At 68.5% G+C, this 17,678-nt stretch carries 14 protein-coding genes and 1 tRNA gene; 9 read left to right on the forward strand and 6 right to left on the reverse strand.

The genetic code is table 11. The features are described 5' to 3' along the window. The first annotated feature begins 58 nt into the window (after nucleotides 1–58). A complete protein-coding gene (locus tag HD595_RS21355; RefSeq protein ID WP_253771653.1) occupies nucleotides 59–862 on the forward strand; it encodes a hypothetical protein in 804 nt (267 codons plus the stop codon). Between the two features lie 448 nt (nucleotides 863–1,310). Here the strand turns inward: HD595_RS21355 and HD595_RS21360 are convergent. Further along, a tRNA-Arg gene (locus tag HD595_RS21360) sits at nucleotides 1,311–1,383 on the reverse strand. Between the two features lie 1,553 nt (nucleotides 1,384–2,936). Between HD595_RS21360 and HD595_RS21365 the strand changes: the two genes are divergently transcribed. Next, nucleotides 2,937–3,983, forward strand: a complete 1,047-nt coding sequence (locus tag HD595_RS21365) for a D-alanyl-D-alanine carboxypeptidase family protein (protein ID WP_253771655.1) — start codon at nucleotides 2,937–2,939, stop codon at nucleotides 3,981–3,983. 223 nt (nucleotides 3,984–4,206) lie between these two features. Here the strand turns inward: HD595_RS21365 and cpaB are convergent, their stop codons facing one another. Both cpaB and HD595_RS21375 read right to left on the reverse strand, forming a co-directional pair. Further along, complete coding sequence (gene cpaB / locus HD595_RS47100) at nucleotides 4,207–4,938, reverse strand: Flp pilus assembly protein CpaB (protein WP_337960023.1); 732 nt, start codon at nucleotides 4,936–4,938, stop codon at nucleotides 4,207–4,209. Further along, nucleotides 4,935–5,741 carry an S-methyl-5'-thioadenosine phosphorylase gene (locus HD595_RS21375; RefSeq protein ID WP_253771659.1) on the reverse strand — a complete coding sequence of 269 codons (807 nt, stop codon included), beginning with the start codon at nucleotides 5,739–5,741 and terminating at the stop codon, nucleotides 4,935–4,937. Before HD595_RS21375 ends, cpaB begins: the two co-directional genes overlap by 4 nt. A 143-nt stretch (nucleotides 5,742–5,884) precedes the next feature. Between HD595_RS21375 and HD595_RS21380 the strand changes: the two genes are divergently transcribed. Next, on the forward strand, nucleotides 5,885–7,852 hold the full coding sequence (locus HD595_RS21380; protein WP_253771661.1) for an MFS transporter: 1,968 nt from the start codon (nucleotides 5,885–5,887) through the stop codon (nucleotides 7,850–7,852). 2,654 nt (nucleotides 7,853–10,506) lie between these two features. Here HD595_RS21380 and HD595_RS21385 read toward each other — a convergent pair. From HD595_RS21385 to HD595_RS21395, 3 genes are all read right to left on the reverse strand, one after another. Next, nucleotides 10,507–10,830, reverse strand: coding sequence for an FmdB family zinc ribbon protein (locus tag HD595_RS21385; RefSeq protein ID WP_253771663.1), 324 nt, complete (start codon nucleotides 10,828–10,830; stop codon nucleotides 10,507–10,509). 133 nt (nucleotides 10,831–10,963) lie between these two features. Further along, on the reverse strand, nucleotides 10,964–12,469 hold the full coding sequence (locus HD595_RS21390) for a potassium/proton antiporter (RefSeq protein ID WP_253771665.1): 1,506 nt from the start codon (nucleotides 12,467–12,469) through the stop codon (nucleotides 10,964–10,966). Between the two features lie 23 nt (nucleotides 12,470–12,492). Next, entirely contained in the window at nucleotides 12,493–13,062 is a 570-nt protein-coding gene (locus tag HD595_RS21395) for a 5-formyltetrahydrofolate cyclo-ligase (RefSeq protein WP_253771667.1), read from the reverse strand. 24 nt (nucleotides 13,063–13,086) lie between these two features. Here HD595_RS21395 and galU point away from each other — a divergent pair, with 24 nt between their 5' ends. The 6 genes from galU to sepX all read left to right on the forward strand — a co-directional run bounded on the left by galU (nucleotide 13,087) and on the right by sepX (nucleotide 17,669). Then, nucleotides 13,087–13,989, forward strand: coding sequence for a UTP--glucose-1-phosphate uridylyltransferase GalU (gene galU / locus HD595_RS21400; protein ID WP_253771669.1), 903 nt, complete (start codon nucleotides 13,087–13,089; stop codon nucleotides 13,987–13,989). Nucleotides 13,990–14,012: 23 nt separating this feature from the next. After that, nucleotides 14,013–15,200 (forward strand): molybdotransferase-like divisome protein Glp, encoded by a 1,188-nt coding sequence (gene glp / locus HD595_RS21405; protein ID WP_253771671.1) that lies wholly within the window; start codon nucleotides 14,013–14,015, stop codon nucleotides 15,198–15,200. A gap of 20 nt (nucleotides 15,201–15,220) precedes the next feature. Next, on the forward strand, nucleotides 15,221–15,694 hold the full coding sequence (gene moaC / locus HD595_RS21410) for a cyclic pyranopterin monophosphate synthase MoaC (RefSeq protein ID WP_301309552.1): 474 nt from the start codon (nucleotides 15,221–15,223) through the stop codon (nucleotides 15,692–15,694). Beyond that, the gene (locus HD595_RS21415; RefSeq protein ID WP_253771673.1) at nucleotides 15,691–16,197 is read left to right on the forward strand and encodes a MogA/MoaB family molybdenum cofactor biosynthesis protein; all 507 of its coding nucleotides are present in this window, start codon (nucleotides 15,691–15,693) and stop codon (nucleotides 16,195–16,197) included. The genes moaC and HD595_RS21415 overlap by 4 nt, the downstream gene beginning before the upstream one ends. Nucleotides 16,198–16,237: 40 nt before the next feature. Beyond that, a complete protein-coding gene (locus tag HD595_RS21420; RefSeq protein ID WP_253771675.1) occupies nucleotides 16,238–16,882 on the forward strand; it encodes a GNAT family N-acetyltransferase in 645 nt (214 codons plus the stop codon). A 124-nt stretch (nucleotides 16,883–17,006) separates the two neighbouring features. Beyond that, nucleotides 17,007–17,669: a divisome protein SepX/GlpR gene (gene sepX, locus HD595_RS21425; protein ID WP_253771677.1), complete on the forward strand. Its 663-nt coding sequence runs from the start codon at nucleotides 17,007–17,009 to the stop codon at nucleotides 17,667–17,669. The last annotated feature ends 9 nt before the right edge of the window (nucleotides 17,670–17,678 follow it).

The following is a 17,678-nucleotide window of genomic DNA, read 5'->3' on the forward strand; positions in this document are numbered from 1 at the left end:
CCAACTTTCGTGGTGATCCCTCCTGTCGATCTGATGTGGGCAGTGGATGATGGTGTCCATGGATCCAGCATCCGACCAACAGGCCCTCTTGGAATGTGTGCCTCAAGACGGTTCCGCGATCAGCAATCTGGCCGTGCAAAAGCGCCTCGGGTGGGAGACCGATCGTTACTGGGCAGCACGCGATGCGTTAGCGGATGCCGGGATGGTGATCCGGGGCAGGGGCAGGGGCGGCACGATCCGCCGCTTTGTAGACGCAGGGCCGGCTGCCGATGTGGTGTCCGTACCTGTGGGGGTGATCGATCCGGCTCGGGAAGTCGAGGCGGTCATCCAAAACGAACTTGCGCTCTATGAGCCGATGCGCGCGGTGATCGCTGGCGACTGGGCCAAAGATCATCGTGCTGATCCCTTGGCAGTGGAGGTGACCGCATTACAGGGTCGTAGAAGTACGGGTGGTACCTGGTCCCGCCCGGACATTGTAAGCGTGGAGGTCCGGACCTTTGCCTACGTGCCCGGCAAACACCTGGAGCTGGCTACCTTCGAGATCAAGCTAGCCGCTGCATTGAACGTGCAAGCGGTGTTCGAGGCCCTGGCTCATCGCAGATCCGCCACCCGTTCCTACGTTTTGGGGCATATCCCTGCCGCCGAAGCTGTGGCGATGGAAGAGGTCGTCAGTGATATCGCTGAAGTCGCGCGTTCCCACGGCATCGGCTTGATCACGGCGGGCGACCCTGCGGACTACGAAACCTGGGATGAGCGGGTGGAGGCCCGCCGTGTCGAACCAGACCCTGAACGCCTGGATACCTTCATCGCCACCCAGCTGACCGAGCGAACCAGGAACTTGATCTCGCGCCGGCTTCGGTAGGCCAATCCCGGCTGAGAAGCTGCTCGCTGCCGCGATGAGGTCGGTGCCTGCCGGTTTCGCAATCTACGCGGGGCTGGTGGCGCTGAAGTGCCATGCCTCTCCTATGAAGTGACAGGCACTCCGCGGGAACTCGTGGTCAAGCTGACGGGACCATCCTCATGAGGTAGCTCTGTCCGAGCAGATGACGAGTCTGCAGGCGGAGTCGGCCGCGCAGTGGAGAATCGTCGAAACCGCCGGGGTGGCCCGCAGTGTGGTCGAGGAGGGACGGACGGGTCAGGGTTGGCGGCTGGCCACGGGATGCGACACCTAGATCATCCCGCATATATCCCGTGATCATGGTCCTACGCCTGCATACGGGTGCCCTGGGTGGCATGCCGAAGGCCTAGACAGTAGAGACCTGTAGCTGAGAAACCGCAGGTCAAATGGCGGAACGCCTGGTGGAGAAGAGTGCCCCCGGCAGGATTCGAACCTGCGACACCCGCTTTAGGAGAGCGGTGCTCTATCCCCTGAGCTACGGAGGCGGACTCCCGTAAGCCTAGCGAAACTCCGGCACTGTGTGGGCCCTGGGGGCGGGTGACTTTGGGGGATGAGCATGCGATGTGAGATCCGCTGCTGGCCGCCGTGTGTCGATCCAGCGTGGTCGTCCTCATGGAGTGCTTCCAGTCGGGCTGTGTGATGGGTGGCGGGGTCATGGGTGGTGTGAGGGGGCGTAAAGGGATGGCGGGGATCGGGTCGGGTGGGGGCGGGGCTGGCTAACGTCGGGCGGGTGACCAGAAGGCGGCGGCAGGACGTGCATCGACGGCCCGTGGTGTTGGGGGCGGCGTTGGTGGCGCCGGTGATCTTGGCGGGTGGGTTACTGGTCGGTGAGCTCACCGGGTACGAGCACGTCGGGATGCGGCGGGAGATGAGGACCGTTGCTGACGGCGGTGACGTGGCGATGGAGGCGGTGTTGATGCCGGCCCCTGCGCGTGCTGGGCGGCGGTATGAGCGGGTTGTTCCGCCGCCTGTTGCTGTGCGGGAGCGCGCTGCTCATTCCGGGGCGGGCGTTGCTCGCGTGCCTGAAGTCAGGTCGGTCTCGTCTGTGCCTGAGCTGGGTGTTGTGGGGCGGTCCTCGCGTGGGGCTGGGGCGGATGCGGTGGGGGCGGAGGCGATGTCTCCGGGGGTCGCTGAGCGGCGGAGCTCTGGGGAGGCCGTTGACGGTGTCGCCGCGGGTCAGGGGGAGGAGTGTCCGGGGGAGTGGGTGGACACCTGGTTGTGGGAGGTCTGCCGAGAGCGGGAGCAGGAACGGGCGGTGGCGGCTGAGGGTGGCGAGGATGGGGCCTCTGCGGACGCGTCGTGAGTGAGCTTGTTCGCCGGATGGGGACTTATGCCGCTGTCGCTGCTGTTGTCGGCGTGTGTCCATAGCTGTGGGTCTGCTGATTGCAGCGCCGACTCTTTGTCCGGTCGCGTCTGCTTCTGGTTGGGGCGTCTGGCTTGCGGTGCGCGGTTGTGCGCTCTTGGCCGGGGCGTTTGATTCGCGCTGTGCGGCCGCGACGCTGCCGCTGCGCTGCATTGTCCGGTCTGGGAGCCGGTCTACATGCCGCGTGCGCCGTCTCGTCGCATCGTCGTGTCGTGAGGTCGGTCTGGGTCGTCGTTGCTCCCGATTGTTTGGTCGCTGACGCGTGTGTGCGAGTGGTGGGATGACTGAGAGGTCGCAAGGGGGCAGGGTGGGCGTCCGGTGGCTACGGCTCTTGAGGGCTATCTTGCTGATTCATGCTGATTTGGGCAGGTGTGAGCTCGCTTGGCGGTGTCGGGGCATGGTGGGGGCTCCCGTTTGTCGGGTTCGACGAACCCTGCGGGGGCGTGAGCGTAGTTCATGATGTGGTGTTGATCTCGCTGGGCGGTGTTCGTGCCGGTCCGGGCGGGGTGGGCGTACAAAGTGCGCTTTTGTGACATAGCGGGTCGCCGGAGATCGGTCCGGACACTCCAGGGGCTGTAGTAACGTGCGTGCCTGACCCGGGTAACGAGTTCGCAAACGGAGGAGTCGGACGTGCCATCCCCTCGATCAGCGGGTCTGATCGCGGTCGTCATGGTGATGGCTTCTCTGACCGCGACGTCTTCCGCTCAGGCCGAAGCCGCCGAGCGCGCCGGCCGTACGGAACGGGTGGAGAACAAGGACCCGGCCGATCTCACCGCGCTGCGGAAAGAGGCCGAGAAGTCGGCCAAGGAGCTTGAGGACGCCACGAAGGCGCTGGAGAAGCGCCGGGCCGACATCGCGGCGGCCGAGAAGGATCTGAAGGCCAAGCTGGACAAGCTCCAGGAGGCCGACCGGAACCTCGCGCGGATCCGGCAGCCGGTCGCGCAGATGGCCGAGTCGCTTTACCAGCAGCCGGTGGGTGGGGACGGGGTCATGCCGTTCCTGTCGGGTGATGCCAGCCCGAACACGTTGCGGGCCATGACGTACGCGACGTACATGGTCGAGATCAAGCAGCAGACGGTGGAGAAGACCGCGGTGCTGGCCAGGGAGGCGCAACGGCTGGCGGCCGAGGCGCAGGAGATCAGGGCGAACAACCTGTTGGCCGAGGCGCAGATGGCGGCCGAGGTGGACACGTTGCGGCAGCGCTCCGACAAGATCGTCAAGTCGTTGACCGCTGCGCTGGTGAAGCTCGGTATCAAGATTGACAAGGTGGGGCGCGCGGCGCTGGGGTGCAACCCGCTGCGGGCGGCGACGGCGAACTCCTTCCCGAACGGGCTGATCCCCAAGGCCATGTTGTGCCCGTTGCAGCAGAAGGGGCACAGCCTGCGGGCCGACGCCGCCATCGCGTTCGTTAGCCTGAACGAGGCTTACCGGCGGCGGTTCGGCAGGCAGATGTGCGTGACCGACGCCTATCGGAGCCTGGCGGCGCAGCAGTCGGTGTACTACCGGCGTCCTGGGTTCGCGGCGGTGCCTGGGCGTAGTAATCATGGGCTTGGCCTGGCGGTCGATCTCTGTGGTGGGGTCGAGAGGTTCAAGTCGGTGGAGTTCGTGTGGATGGAGCAGAACTCCAAGAAGTACGGGTGGTTCCATCCGGCCTGGGCCTACAGCAGCCCGTTCGAGCCGTGGCACTGGGAGTACGATCCGAAGACCGACTCCCTGTTGTAGCTGTTCTCTCGTGGTTGTGGTGCCCCTTTCAGGGGCGCGCTGCTCGCCTTGCGCTGTGCGACTTCTGATTGCTGCTGTCTCGAATGTCGGGGTCGGGTCATAGTCTGCTGCAGCGTTGTCGCCTTCGTGGATACCGCTCTTGTCAGTGGCTGTCGGAGATGTGGCGCTGGTCGTTCGTGTCCTGTCTCGGCGCCAGCGTCGGCGTGGGCTCGCTTGGGTGGGGTCAGCTCGGTGTGAGGTGATCTGCAGGCGGTTTGATGGTGATGGAGAGGCGGCCGGAGGCCTGGGCTGCTGCCAGGCGGCCTGCCTGGTCGGGTGTGGTGGCCAGGACCAGTAGGGCGTTGTGGTCGTCGGTCGGCTTCGGGACGGTGATGACCATGACGTCGTCCGCCACCAGTTGGGCCGGCTGGCTCTCCCAGGCCACCAGCACGCCGATGGTCGAGCCGGGGGAGACCAGGCCGGCCACGTCGGCGTCGGCGATGCGGACCGGGGTCGCCACTGTTCCTGTTGGGAGGCGGAGCGAGTGGAGCAGGCGGGCGTCGGTGAGTGGCTCGCCGCGGCGCATGGGGCCGGCCAGGACGCGGCCCACCGCTCCCGTTCTCAGTGCTCCGTCCGGGGGCGGTGTGAGGGACACGGCGCGTACGTCACCGGGACGGAGCACCCCAGGTCGTAGGTCACGGGCGGCTACCAGGATGGGTGGTGAGGTCTCGGGGCGCATGGCTGCGTAGGCGAGGAGGACGGCGAGGCCGGCCAGGGTGGCGGCGATGAGGCGGCGACGGCTGCGCCTGCCCCATCCGCCGGATCCGCCCGATCCGTTAGCCTTCCGGCCTCCTCTGTCGTCGGTTCCGAAAGTCTTCCTAATGGGCTTCCGCTCCCGTGCGTCGGCTTGCGGGTTTCCCTTGCCGGCGCGCTCGTTCGGTCGCGTGGTGGCTTGGCCTGGGAAGGCGGTGGTCATGGCAGTTCGAAGGGGAGTTTGAGGCCATCCAGGGCGGAACCGCAGGAGCAGGTGCGCTCCGTGGGCAGGGCTTCGACCGTGTCGGCGACCAGGGTGCGCATGCGGGCCACGTTCTGCGCGAAGAACTTCAGCACCTCCTCGTGCGTCACCCCCTCGCCCGCCTCGACCCCCGCGTCGTGGTCGGTCACCAGGGACAGGGACGTGTAGCAGAGCGCCAGCTCTCGGGCGAGGATGGATTCCGGGAAACCGGTCATGCCGACGATCGTCCAGCCATTGGAGGCGAACCAGCGCGACTCCGCCCGCGTCGAGAACCTAGGTCCCTCGATGACCACGAGGGTGCCGCCGTCGACCGTCTCCCAGCCGCCGGATCTGGCCGCTTCCACGGCGACCGCGCGGCCTGAGGGGCAGTACGGGTCGGAGAAGGAGACGTGGACCGCGCCGCCCGCGTCGTAATAGGTCTGCGCCCGGCCGGACGTGCGGTCGACGAGCTGGTCGGGGACGACGATCGCGCCCGGGCCGTGCTCGGCGCGCAGGGAGCCCACCGCGCTGGGGGCGAGCACCTGCCGCACGCCCAGTGAGCGGAGCGCCCACAGGTTGGCCCGATAGGGGATGCGGTGGGGCGGGAAGCGGTGGTCACGGCCGTGCCTGGGGATGAAGGCGACGGAACGCGACCCGATCCGTCCGACGGTGACGACGTCGCTCGGCGGGCCGTACGGGGTGGAGAGCTGGATCTCCTCCGCGTCGTCCAGCAGGGAGTAGAAGCCGGAACCGCCGATGACGCCGATGTCTGCGCGAGTGAGCATGGCGCTGAGATTAGCCGGGGTCGGTGGGTGGGGGAGGTGGGTGGAACGACGTTCTGTGGATGAAGGATGCGGTGGAACGGGGCTCTGTGGATAAGTGCCGTAGCGTGGAGTGATCATGGAATTACGGTCAGTAGGATCGGCCCATGCGGCGAAGAGGTATCGCGATCATCATCATCGCGCTCATGCTCGGCATGCTGCTCGCGGCGCTCGATCAGACGATCGTGTCCACGGCCCTGCCGACGATCGTGAGCGACCTGGGCGGCCTGGAGGAGCTGTCCTGGGTCGTGACGGCTTACCTGCTGGCCTCGACCGTTTCCACGCCGTTGTGGGGCAAGCTGGGCGACCAGTTCGGGCGCAAGTACCTCTTCGTGGCGGCGATCGTCATCTTCCTCGTCGGCTCGGCCCTGTGCGGGCTCAGTCACAGCATGGGGCAGCTCATCGCGTTCCGCTCTCTGCAGGGGCTCGGCGGTGGTGGGCTGATGGTGCTGGCGCAGGCCATCGTGGGCGACGTCGTCTCGGTGCGCGAAAGGGGGAGGTGCCAGGGGTGGTTCGGCGGTGTCTTCGCCGTCGCGAGCGTGGTCGGGCCGCTGCTCGGCGGGCTCTTCGTCGACCATCTGTCCTGGCACTGGGTGTTCTACATCAATCTGCCCCTTGGCGCCGTGGCGCTGGCCGTGATCGTCGCCGTTCTGCCCAACGACAAGTCGCGGACCCGGCACACCATCGATTTCGCGGGAGTGGTGCTGCTCGGCGGCGCCACCTCGTGCCTGGTCCTGGTCACGACCTGGGGCGGCACCACGTTCGCCTGGACCGATCCGGTGATCCTCGGGCTCGGGGCGGCGGCGGCCGGTCTGCTCGTCCTCTGGGCGGTGGCCGAGCGGAGGGCGAGGGAGCCCGTGCTGCCGCTGGAGTTGTTCCGGCTCAGGGCGTTCACGATGGCGTCGATGGTGGGCTTCGTCGTCGGGTTCGCGATGTTCGGCGCGCTCACGTACCTTCCGCTCTATCTGCAGGCGGTTCACGGGGTCAGTCCGACCCTCTCGGGTGTCCACCTGCTGCCGATGATGGCCGGCATGCTCACGATGTCCGTCATCTCGGGGCAGATCATCAGCAGGACCGGCAAGTACCGCTTCCTGCCGATCGCCGGCACCGCGTTGGCCGCGGTCGGCCTGCTCATGCTGTCCACGCTGACCGAGCGCAGCAGCCTGACGACGATGGGCGTCGAACTGCTGGTGCTCGGCATGGGGCTCGGCATGACCATGCAGGTCCTGGTGATCATCGTGCAGAACGCCGTCGACTTCAAGGATCTCGGTGTGGCCACGTCGGGTGCGACGTTCTTCCGGTCGATCGGTGGCGCGTTCGGTGTCGCCAGCTTGGGCTCCGTCTTCGCCGCTCGGCTGAACGAGGATCTGTCCAGGGTGCTCGCCAGGACGCGGCTGCCGCCGGGGTTCGAGCCCGCTCAGGTGCAGCAGGATCCGGCGGTCATCCGGCGGCTGCCGCCGGAGCTCGCGGCCGACTTCCTGCACGTCTACGCCGACGCGATCGCCACGGTGTTCAGGGTCGCGGCGCCGATCATGCTGGTGGCGTTCGCGCTCACCTGGTTCATCCCGCAGCAGCGGCTCAGGGAGACCACCAAGGCCGCGGACCTGGGCGAGGGGCTCGGCGCGACGTCCGCGGAGCGCTCGTCGCTGGCCGAGGTGGAGCGCGGGCTGGTCCGGCTGGCGGACGCCGACCTGCGCCGGGGCTTCTACGCCCGGCTCGGGGCGGTGGCCGGGCTGAGCGGGATCGCGCCGCAAGGGGTGTGGATCATCGCCAGGCTCGACGGAGAGGGGTGGGTGCCGGCCGAGGAACTGGCCAGGCGTGCCAACGTGAGCAGGGCCAGTGGGCGGCCGTACGCGGATCAGCTGATCGAACGCGGGCTCGTGGAGCGGTCGGCCGATGGCGATCGGCTGCGGCTCACGGATGAGGGACGGGTGGCGGCTGTGCGGCTCATGCGGTCGTCGCTGGAGAGTTTGCGGCGGTTGGTGGCGGATTGGGGGCATAGTCCGCAGTTGGAGCAGTTGTGTGAGCGGATCACGCCTGAGCTGCTGGGGGCTCATGTTGACCGGCCGCCTTGATGCACCTACCGCTCAGGACGGGCGTCTTGGAGGGTGTTCGAGTCTGGGCTGTGTTCGGGGCTTTGGTCTTGTTGACAAGGGGCTGGGCTCAGACTGAGCTGCTGTGCGCCTAACCCTTCGGGGCTGCGGCTGAGCTGCCGGCGGTTGAGAGGTTGGTGGCTCTCTTCGGCGATCGGGAGTGGGAGGGCGCCCCGGCTGCCGGCAGGTTGATGGCATTCCTCGGTGATCGGGGGACAACCGATCTGCTCTGGGGTGTTATGTGATTCCGTCGGGCGACGGCGAGCTGGGTGTGTGTGATGTCTCGATCTGGCTTGGGCTGGGTGTGTGTGGTGTCTCGGCCTGGTTTGAGCTGAGTGTGTGTGGTGTCTCGGTCTGGCATGAGCAGGGCGTGCGTGGCATCTCGGTCTGAAGGGGGCTGGATTGCTCGGCCATGTGCCGCCGTAGGCCGGCCAACTCGTCGTTGAGGGCTGCGAGATCCTGCCTGACCTCGTTCCGGAGTTGGGTGACGTCGTCCGTCACCTGGGTGATGCCGATCATCGTTGCCATGATGCCGTCTGTGATGCGCACGCCCACTTCGAGCGCCTCCACGCGTGATGTCAGGTGGAGGAGATGAGCTTCTATATCCATGTTTTCCTGCCTTTACGGATGTGGGGAGGCCTTCCTGTGGGCGTAGACCACCGCGAGACCCGCCGTGACCGCACAGTGACAGATGGTTGGTAGTCGTGGTAGGCATCGCTTCCGGATGCGGGTGTAGTTCTCTGTACCTCGGTTCGAAATTCCTTGTCCTCCGGGAGGAGATTTCTCGCGGGGTGGGAGGTGGGCTCGCGTGTTGAGGTATCTATCGCGCCGATGCCTCGCCGGCGCAGGTGGACGAGGACGGCTCGGGGGGTGTAGCCCGCGATGATGCGCAGTGGTTGGGTGCGGCCCGGGCCGAGCTGAGGATGCGGGTGGCAGCCATCACGCTGGTGAAGTGAAGGTAGTCGTTGATGTTGCCGTTGGTGCGGAGGAAGGCGAGTGGAAGGGCACGTCCGGAACCCGGATGTGCTCCAGCGGCGGGCGGGCGAGGCGCTGCGCCAGCGCGCATCGGGCACGCTCCAACTGGATGTTCACGGTCAGGAGTCCGCCTGGATGGCGCGGTACCGCAGCACGAGGCCGCTCCCGACCGGCACAAGAAGCAGGCAACACTCGGCGCTGGAACTGCCGCTGCACCGTCCTGCGGTGCCGTGCCACGTCCCGTCCACTGATCGGCGGTGGAATCGCTGATAGATCGTCTGCCGGGGGCCGTGTCGTTGGGGGATACCTCACCAGTCGGCGTGGGTGCGGCTCTTACAGATGCTGTTGAGCACGGCTGAGCCCACCTCTGATCCACAAAACGCGTGGTCACAGAGGTGGGCTCAGCTTGAATCAAAGGGGGCGGCTCAGCTTGAGCTTCTGTGCGAAGGCCGGTGGCTTCGGCTGAGTCCGTTGGGATGAGAGCGATCGGGCTCTTTGGTGGTCGAGGGATCGGTTGACCCCTTCAGCCTGCTCGCGCTCTCAGGTGCTTGTTCCGGGGGTAGGTGAGCCTGGTGTTTGTGATGACGGGTATTGATCTGAGTTGAGGGTGCGGGGGAGGTCGGAGCTCGATCCCGGCCCTTGGGTTATCCAGGGCTGGATGGAGCTGGACAGCGCGGCCACGTGTCGTCGGAGGGCGGCGACCTCGTCGCCGAGGGCTGCGAGATCTTGCGTGAGCTCGTCGCGGAGTTGGGCGACACCGTCCGTCACGTGGACGAGGCCGATCATTGTCGTCACGTCAGCGATGAGTGCGCTTGCTTCGAGTGCCCGCACGCGCGACATGAGGTCGCGAAGATGCGCTTCTGTGTCCATGCATTCCTGCCTTTGCAGAAACGAGGAAGGGTCTCCTGCGGTTGTGAACCAACCAGGACCCACTGTGAGCGAACAGTGACAGATCGTGGGCCCTCGTGTCAGGCAAAGTTGCTGACAGGGGTGTGGTTCTTTGTCCCGGAGCTCAGGTTCTTTCTTCCTCGGGACAAGCTGCCGCGCTAGGTGGGAGTGGCGAACAGGGGCGGAAGCCACTAATGGGTCTGGGTGCTGAGAGGCGAATCCGCTGATCCGCCTCTCGTTCGCCGATCCGGGCAGTGGGGCGAGTTCGAGTGTGGCTGGAGCGCCAGGGATGGCGTGCGCGGGGCTTGGACGCCCGTCATCCGTACAGGGCGTTGGCTTGGCTGCCGACAGGCTCTACGCGGGCGCGGTGGAAGGCGGCGTCCGCGCCTTCTGGCGGCACAGGTCGAGATGGCACAAGCCAAGAGGCCTCCGGTCGATGTTGTTCACCGAACGCGGAGACCTCGTGGGCGCGGACTGAGGATCAGGTCGCGATGCGCGGTGGTCTCAGTCAAGATCGGGCCGGCTCTGGGTAGGGATCGTTCCGATGAGGACGCCGTGCCGCCTCGCCGCGCATCCCTGGCCCATGTCAGCGCCGGGTGGTGGTCCGGGCGCTGGGGTGGGGGCCGTTCGTCGGCGGGGGCGCTGCTGAGCGAGCCGGGGCAGTCCGCTGCGGCGGCCGCTGTGCGGTGACCTTGGGCCAGTTCGCCGTGGCGGCCGCTGAGGGGAAAACTTCGGTCAGTTCGCCGTGGCGGCCGCTGAGAGGAGAGCTTCCGTTAGTTGGTGGCGGCGGCTGCGGCCGGGGTCGAGCTGGAGGAGGACGAGGACTCGCTCTTGCTCGCACTCGAAGACGACTCGCTCTTGCTCGACGATGACGACGAGGAAGAGGACGACGACGAAGAGGCAGGGGAAGAGGACGACGACGAGCGGCTGTCCGTGCGGTAGAAGCCCGAGCCCTTGAACACGATGCCCACCGCCGAGAACACCTTGCGCAGGTTGCCCTGGCAGGCGGGGCAGACGGTCAGCGCGTCATCGGTGAACTTCTGGACGACCTCGAGCTGCTCACCGCAGTCGTTGCAGGCGTACTGGTAGGTCGGCACGCGCTCCTCCTTCAGGCTTGCTTTGGCACTCGAGCTGTGCGACTGCTAATGGTAACCGATCCGGTCAATCGGCTATTCCAGTCCTTGCCTGTTCCTTGTGTCCGGCAAGGAACAGGCAAGGAGCGGGCGAGGGCTACTCCAGGCCGCGTTCCCCGTACCAGCCGGCCAGCTTGCCCCTGCGGCTCACCGCGCGCAGCCGCCGCTCCACCTGGTCCCGGCAGGCTGCCGTGGTCACCACCAGCAGTTGGTCGTCGGTACGGACCCGGGTGGTGTCGGAGGGGACGAACGACTTGCCGTCGCGCACCACGAGCGTCACCTGGGCCCCGGCCGGCAGCCGGAGTTCGAACACCTCCACACCGTGCAGCCCGGAGCCGGACGGGATCCGTACCTGCAGCAGGTCGGCCTGGAGCTCCTCCAGCGGCGCCGACTCGACCTCCAGGTCGTGCGCCTCACCCGGGGCGGAGACCCCCAGCTTCCGGGCCACGAACGGCAGCGTCGGCCCTCCCACCAGCGTGAACACGATCACGATGATGAACACCTCGTTGAAGATGTCCTTCGACCCGTACACGCCCTCGGCCCACGGGATGGTCGCCAGCACGATCGGGATCGCGCCGCGCAGCCCCGCCCAGGACAGGAACGCCTGCTCCCGCAGGCTCACCTTCGCGACCCGCACCAGCCGCGCCAGGGCCGAGCTGACCAGCACGGACGCCGGCCGGGCCAGCAGCACCAGCGCGGTCCCGGCGATCAGGCCGGGGACGATCGACGACGGCATCTCCGAGGGGCTGGCCAGCAGTCCCAGCATGACGAACAGCCCGATCTGCGCCAGCCACGCCGCCCCCTCGGCGAAGCCCCTGGTCGCCGCCCGGTGCGGCAGCCGGGAGTTGCCGAGGATCAGCGCCGTCAGGTAGATCGCCAGGAAGCCGGAGCCGTGCAGCAGCACGGCGCCGCCGTACGAGACGAAGGTCAGCGCCAGCACCGCGATCGGGTACAGGCCCGAGGCGGGCAGCGCCACCCGGCGCAGCGCGTACGCGCCGGCGGGCCCCACGGCCAGGCCGACGGCGGCGCCGATGACCAGCTCGATCCCGGTCTGCAGGAAGAACGTGCCGATCGACGGCTGCGTGTGGGCCGTCGCGCTCAGCAGGACGACGGCGATCACGGTCGGGGCGTCGTTGAAGCCGGACTCGGCCTCCAGCACGCCCGCCAGCCGGGGCGGCAGCGGCAGCCGGCGCAGCACGGAGAAGACGGCGGCGGCGTCGGTGGGCGCCAGCACCGCGCCGAGGATGAGCGCGGTGATCGGCTCGAACCCGAGCAGCAGGTGGACGGCCAGCGCCAGCACCACGATGCTGACCGCGACGCCCACGGTGGCGAGGATCAGCGCCAGCGGCACCGCCCGCCGCACGTGGCTCCAGGTCGTGGTCAGACCGCCTTCGGCCAGGATCACGGCCAGGGCGGTCATGCCGATCTGCTTGGCCAGGTCGGGGTTGTCGAACGGGATGCCGACCCCGGCCTCGCCCAGCACCAGGCCGAACCCGAGGAACAGCAGCAGGCTGGGCAGTCCGCTGCGGTGCGCGACCCGTACGGACGCGATGGCGGCGATGACGATCGCCGCACCGATCAGGAGCCAGACATCAAGTGGCATCTGGCCCCCTCTCGTACGTTCGGTCACATAAGCCTAGTGAGTTCCCGAGGGGTGATCGCCCAGCGCACCCGCTGGTCATGCGGCTCGGCGGGGACGCCCTCGACGAGTTCTCCGGGGTGGAGCAGCGCGACGGTGGGCACGTTGGGGCCGACGCGGGCCAGGGCGCGGTCGTACGAACCGCCCCCGCGGCCCAGCCGTACCCCGGTCAGCCGGTCCACGGCCAGCGCCGGGACGATGACCAGCGCGGCGGTGCGGATCGCGTCGACGCCGCGGCGGGTGTCGACCGGCTCCATCACTCCGTACCGCCCCGGCGCCAGGGTGTCGGGGCCGTCGTACACCGCCCAGTCGAGGTCGTTGTCCTCCTTCAGCACCGGCAGGATCACGGTCGCCCCGTGCTTCCACAGCGCGAACACCAGTCCGTGCGTCTCCGGCTCCGTGCCCATCGACCAGTAGCAGGCGACGAGCCCGGCCATCTGGACCCACGGCTGGTCGAGCAGCGTTTCGCGTACTTTGGAGGCGTTCGTCCGTAGCTGTTCCGGGGAGAGTGAGGCACGTGACGACATCAGTTCGCGACGCAGGTTCAGCTTGTCCACAGGTCCCTCCACTAGGGTCTACTCATGGCTGACTTCGACCCTGTGACGAAAGCCGTCGTGCCCGCCGCGGGTCTGGGCACCCGGTTCCTTCCGGCGACCAAGGCGACACCCAAAGAGATGCTGCCCATCGTCGACAAGCCCGCCATCCAGTATGTCGTCGAGGAGGCCGCCTCCGCCGGTCTGCTCGACGTCCTCATGGTGACGGGCAAGAACAAGCGGTCGATCGAGGACCACTTCGACCGCGCGTTCGAGCTGGAGGAGGTGCTCGAGGCCAAGGGCGACGAGCACCGGTTGTCCCAGGTTCGCGAGCCCGCCTCCCTTGCCACGCTGCACTATGTACGGCAGGGCGAGCCGAAGGGCCTCGGGCACGCGGTGTTGTGCGCCAAGCAGCACGTGGGCGACCATCCGTTCGCCTGCCTGCTCGGCGACGACCTGATCGACTACCGTGACGCGCTGCTCAAGCGCATGATCGAGGTGCGCAACACGTACGGCGGCAGCGTGATCGCGCTGATGGAGGTGCCGAAGGAGCAGGTCTCCCTCTACGGCGTGGCGACGATCGAGGCGACCGACGAGTCCGACGTGGTACGCGTGACGGACCTGGTGGAGAAGCCGCCGGTGGACGAGGCGCCGTCCAACTGGGCGATCATCGGCCGGTACGTCATCGACCCGGCCGTCTTCGAGGTGCTGGAGAACACCCCGCCCGGGCGCGGCAACGAGATCCAGCTCACCGACGCGCTGCGCACGCTGGCCGGCCGCGAATCCGCGGAGGGCGGTCCGGTCCACGGCGTGCTGTTCCGCGGGCGCCGGTACGACACCGGCGACAAGCTGGACTATCTGCGCACCGTGGTGAAGTTCGCGGCCGATCGGGAGGACCTGGCGCCGGAGTTCGTGCCGTGGCTGCGCGAGTTCCTCAACGAGGTCGGCTGAGCCGGTCGAGCGGGGGGATCGCGATGAAGTCGGTTGACGCGCATCTGGCCGAGATCCTGGCCACCGTACGCCCGCTGGCGCCCCTGGAGCTGGAGCTCGAACGGGCGCTGGGCGCGACGCTGGCCGAGGAGGTGGTCGCGCCGGTGCCGCTGCCGCCGTTCGACAACTCGGCCATGGACGGTTACGCCGTGCGGGCCGCCGACATCGCCGAGGTGCCGGTCACGCTGCCGGTGATCGACGACGTGGCCGCGGGGTCCGACCAGCTACGGGCGGTCGGGCCCGGGCACGCCGTACGGATCATGACGGGCGCGCCCGTGCCCGCCGGCGCCGACACCGTCGTGCCGGTGGAGTGGACCGACGGCGGCACGGTCACGGTCACGATCGGGCGCACGGCCCCCGAGGGCAACGCGATCCGCCGGGTCGGCGAGGACGTGAACGCCGGCGAGGTCGTCCTGGAGCCGGGCACCGTGATCGGCCCCGCCCAGCTCGGCATCATCGCGGGGGTGGGCCGCCGGCGCGTGCTGGCACGTCCGCTGCCGCGGGTCGTCGTGCTGTCCACGGGCGCGGAGCTGGCCGAGCCGGGCACCCAGCTCCAGCCCGGCCAGATCTGGGACTCCAACAGCTTCACCCTCACCGCCGCGGTACGCGCCGCCGGCGGCGAGGGCTTCCGGGCGCCCACCGTGGGCGACGACCCGGGGGCGTTCCTCGACCAGCTCGACGCGCAGCTCCTGCGCGCCGACGCCGTCATCACCAGCGGCGGCGTGTCCATGGGCGCGTACGAGCCGGTCAAGGAGGCCCTCTCGCCGCTGGGCACGGTCCGGTTCGAGAAGGTCGCGATGCAGCCGGGCATGCCGCAGGGGTTCGGCGTCGTGGGCGAGGACCAGGTGCCGATCTTCGCGCTGCCCGGCAATCCGGTCTCGTCGTTCGTGTCGTTCATGCTGTTCGTACGGCCGGCGTTGCTGAAGATGCGCGGCCTGGAGGCCGGGCCGCCCAGAACCCAGACCGCGTACGTCGTCGGCCCGCTGAGGTCGCCGGCGGGACGGCGCTCGTTCCTGCGCGGCGTGCTCGACGAGGACGGCACCGTGACGCCGGTCCGCGGCCAGGGATCGCACCAGCTCGCGGCGCTGGCCACGGCGAACGCGCTCATCGTGGTGCCCGAGGACGTGACGGAGGTGCCGGCGGGCACGGCCGTCGAGGTGATCCCCCTTTGAGCCTTTGAGAAGGTGAAGTGTTGGCGAGTGAGTTCACGCACCTGGACGAGACGGGTGCGGCACGCATGGTGGACGTGTCCGGCAAGGACGTCGGGGCGCGCGCGGCCGTGGCCACGGGACGCGTGCTGCTGTCGGCGGAGGCCGTGGCGCTGCTGCGGTCGGGCGAGGTGCCCAAGGGGGACGCGCTGGGCGTGGCGCGCATCGCCGGCATCATGGGGGCGAAGCGGACACCCGATCTCATCCCGCTCTGCCACCCGATCGCGCTGCACGGCGTGAAGGTGACGCTCGACGTCGAGGACCAGGGCGTCGCGATCACCTGCCGGGTGAAGACCGCCGACCGTACCGGCGTGGAGATGGAGGCGCTGACCGCGGTGTCGGTCGCCGCGCTGGCGCTGATCGACATGGTGAAGGCGGTGGATCCGGCCGCGGCGATCACCGACGTGCGGGTGGAGGAGAAGACGGGCGGCAAGACCGGTCACTGGACCCGGCCGTGACGCGCGCGCTGGTCGTCACGGTGTCGAACCGGGCTTCCGCCGGGGTGTACGAGGACCGGTCGGGGCCGCTGCTGGTGTCCCTGCTGGAGGAGAAGGCCGGGTGCGCCGTGGACGGGCCCGTGGTGGTGCCGGACGGCGAGCCCGTGGAACGGGCGCTGCGTGACGGGGTGGCGGCGTCGTACGACGTGATCGTGACGACGGGCGGGACGGGACTGACGCCCACCGACCTCACGCCGGAGATGACCGCCCGAGTGATTTCTCGGGAAATTCCCGGCATAGCCGAGGCGATCAGGCAGGCGAACCGCGACAAAGTTCCCACCTCGATTCTGTCCCGCGGCCTTGCCGGCCAGGCCGGACGTACGCTGATCGTCAATCTCCCCGGCTCCACCGGAGGCGTGCGCGACGGCGTCGCCGTCCTCGCTCCCGTTCTCCGCCACGCGGTGGAGCAGATCAACGGCGGCGATCACCCCCGCTCTGACAGCGATCACCCGCGCTCACTCTGATCCGTGGCGGCGGCGTCCCTGATGGGGGGATGATGAGGGGGTGGATCGACTTCGTGGCTGGCCGGCGACCCTGGAAGAGGGGCCCGTGGGCCTCCGGCCGCTGCGGCTGGCCGATGTGCGCGTGTGGCGTGACACGCGGGTGCGCAACGCCGACTGGCTGCGTCCCTGGGAGCCCAGCAACCCGGAGACGCCGCTGTTCCGTACCGGTCTGGGCCCGTACGTCTCCATGGTCGGCACCCTCCGCCGCGAGGCCAGACAGGGCCTGGCGCTACCGTGGGTGATCACGTACGGTGGCCGGTTCGCCGGACAGCTGACCGTCGGCGCGATCGTCTGGGGCTCGGCCCGCTCGGCCCAGGTGGGGTACTGGATCGACGGCGCCCTCGCCGGCCAGGGCATCACGCCCACGGCGCTGGCCATGGCCGTCGACCACTGCTTCTTCACCACCGGCCTGCACCGCCTGGAGGCCAACATCCGCCCCGAGAACCAGGCCAGCCGCAGGGTGGTTGAGAAGCTCGGATTCCGGGAAGAAGGCATTCGTCGCCGCCAGCTCCACATCGACGGAGCCTGGCGCGACCACATCTGTTACGCGTTGACCGTCGAGGACTGTCCCGGCGGCCTGCTCGTGCAGTGGCGGCGCGCTCGCGAGTCGGCCTCTCACGGCGGGTCTCCGGTAGAAGAGGTTTGACGATCTCGCGACACACCGCACCGAATGCTCGTCAATCAGTGACACGCGGTCTTACGGTGCGTGACGTGAGCACATCGAAGACGCCGACGACACACGGGTGTCTTCGTCGTGCCCGGAGGTGGCCGTGAGCAGCGTCCTCCTCTACCTCGCCATCGTCGTCATGTGGCTGTGCGTGCTCGTGCCCATGTGGCTGCGCCGCGACAAGACCAATCTGGCCGAACTGGCGGAGCTCGAAGAGTACTACACCGGCGAGCACCAGTTGCCCGATCTGGAGCGTTTGGAGGCGCAGGAGGGTGGCGCCTCGGGTGCCGGCCTGGGCGCCGGTTCGGGGGCCGGTTTGGTGGCCGGCTTGGGGGCCGGTTTCGCCCCGCCGCCCGGTGCGGTGGAGGGCGAGCGGGTGGACCCGCGCCAGTTCCGCGCCAAGCGCCGTGCCATCATCGTCGCCCGTCGCCGCCGGCTGCTCTTCTTCACCGGGCTGCTGGTGATCGCCTCGGTGGTGACGGCCGCGGTCAAGATGATGCCGTGGTGGGGCGTCGCGCCGTCGGTGGTCATCTCGCTGTCGTACATGGGGTTCCTGCGCATCGCCGTACAGGTGGACCGGGAACGGCGCGAGCGCGCCGACCGGGCCCGCGCGGAACGCGCCCGCCGCCTCCGCGAGCAGCGCGAACGCGCTGCCCGTATGGCGGCCGAACAGGACCGGGCGGAGATCATCGACCTGTCGGCGCGGCAGGAGGATGTCCTGTTCGACCAGTACGCGGAGCCGCCGCGGCGCGCGGTGGGGGACTGAGTCGGGGTG

This window comes from Nonomuraea roseoviolacea subsp. carminata (assembly GCF_024172185.1).
Lineage (GTDB): Bacteria > Actinomycetota > Actinomycetes > Streptosporangiales > Streptosporangiaceae > Nonomuraea > Nonomuraea roseoviolacea.

Coding starts and splice junctions, on each gene's coding strand:
- HD595_RS21365 (WP_253771655.1), top strand. CDS start 2,937: ATGGCTTCTCTGACCGCGACGTCTTCCGCTCAGGCCGAAGCCGCCGAG.
- glp (WP_253771671.1), top strand. CDS start 14,013: ATGAAGTCGGTTGACGCGCATCTGGCCGAGATCCTGGCCACCGTACGC.
- cpaB (WP_337960023.1), bottom strand. CDS start 4,938: ATGACCACCGCCTTCCCAGGCCAAGCCACCACGCGACCGAACGAGCGC.
- HD595_RS21355 (WP_253771653.1), top strand. CDS start 59: ATGGATCCAGCATCCGACCAACAGGCCCTCTTGGAATGTGTGCCTCAA.
- HD595_RS21390 (WP_253771665.1), bottom strand. CDS start 12,469: ATGCCACTTGATGTCTGGCTCCTGATCGGTGCGGCGATCGTCATCGCC.
- HD595_RS21380 (WP_253771661.1), top strand. CDS start 5,885: ATGCGGCGAAGAGGTATCGCGATCATCATCATCGCGCTCATGCTCGGC.
- HD595_RS21375 (WP_253771659.1), bottom strand. CDS start 5,741: ATGCTCACTCGCGCAGACATCGGCGTCATCGGCGGTTCCGGCTTCTAC.
- galU (WP_253771669.1), top strand. CDS start 13,087: ATGGCTGACTTCGACCCTGTGACGAAAGCCGTCGTGCCCGCCGCGGGT.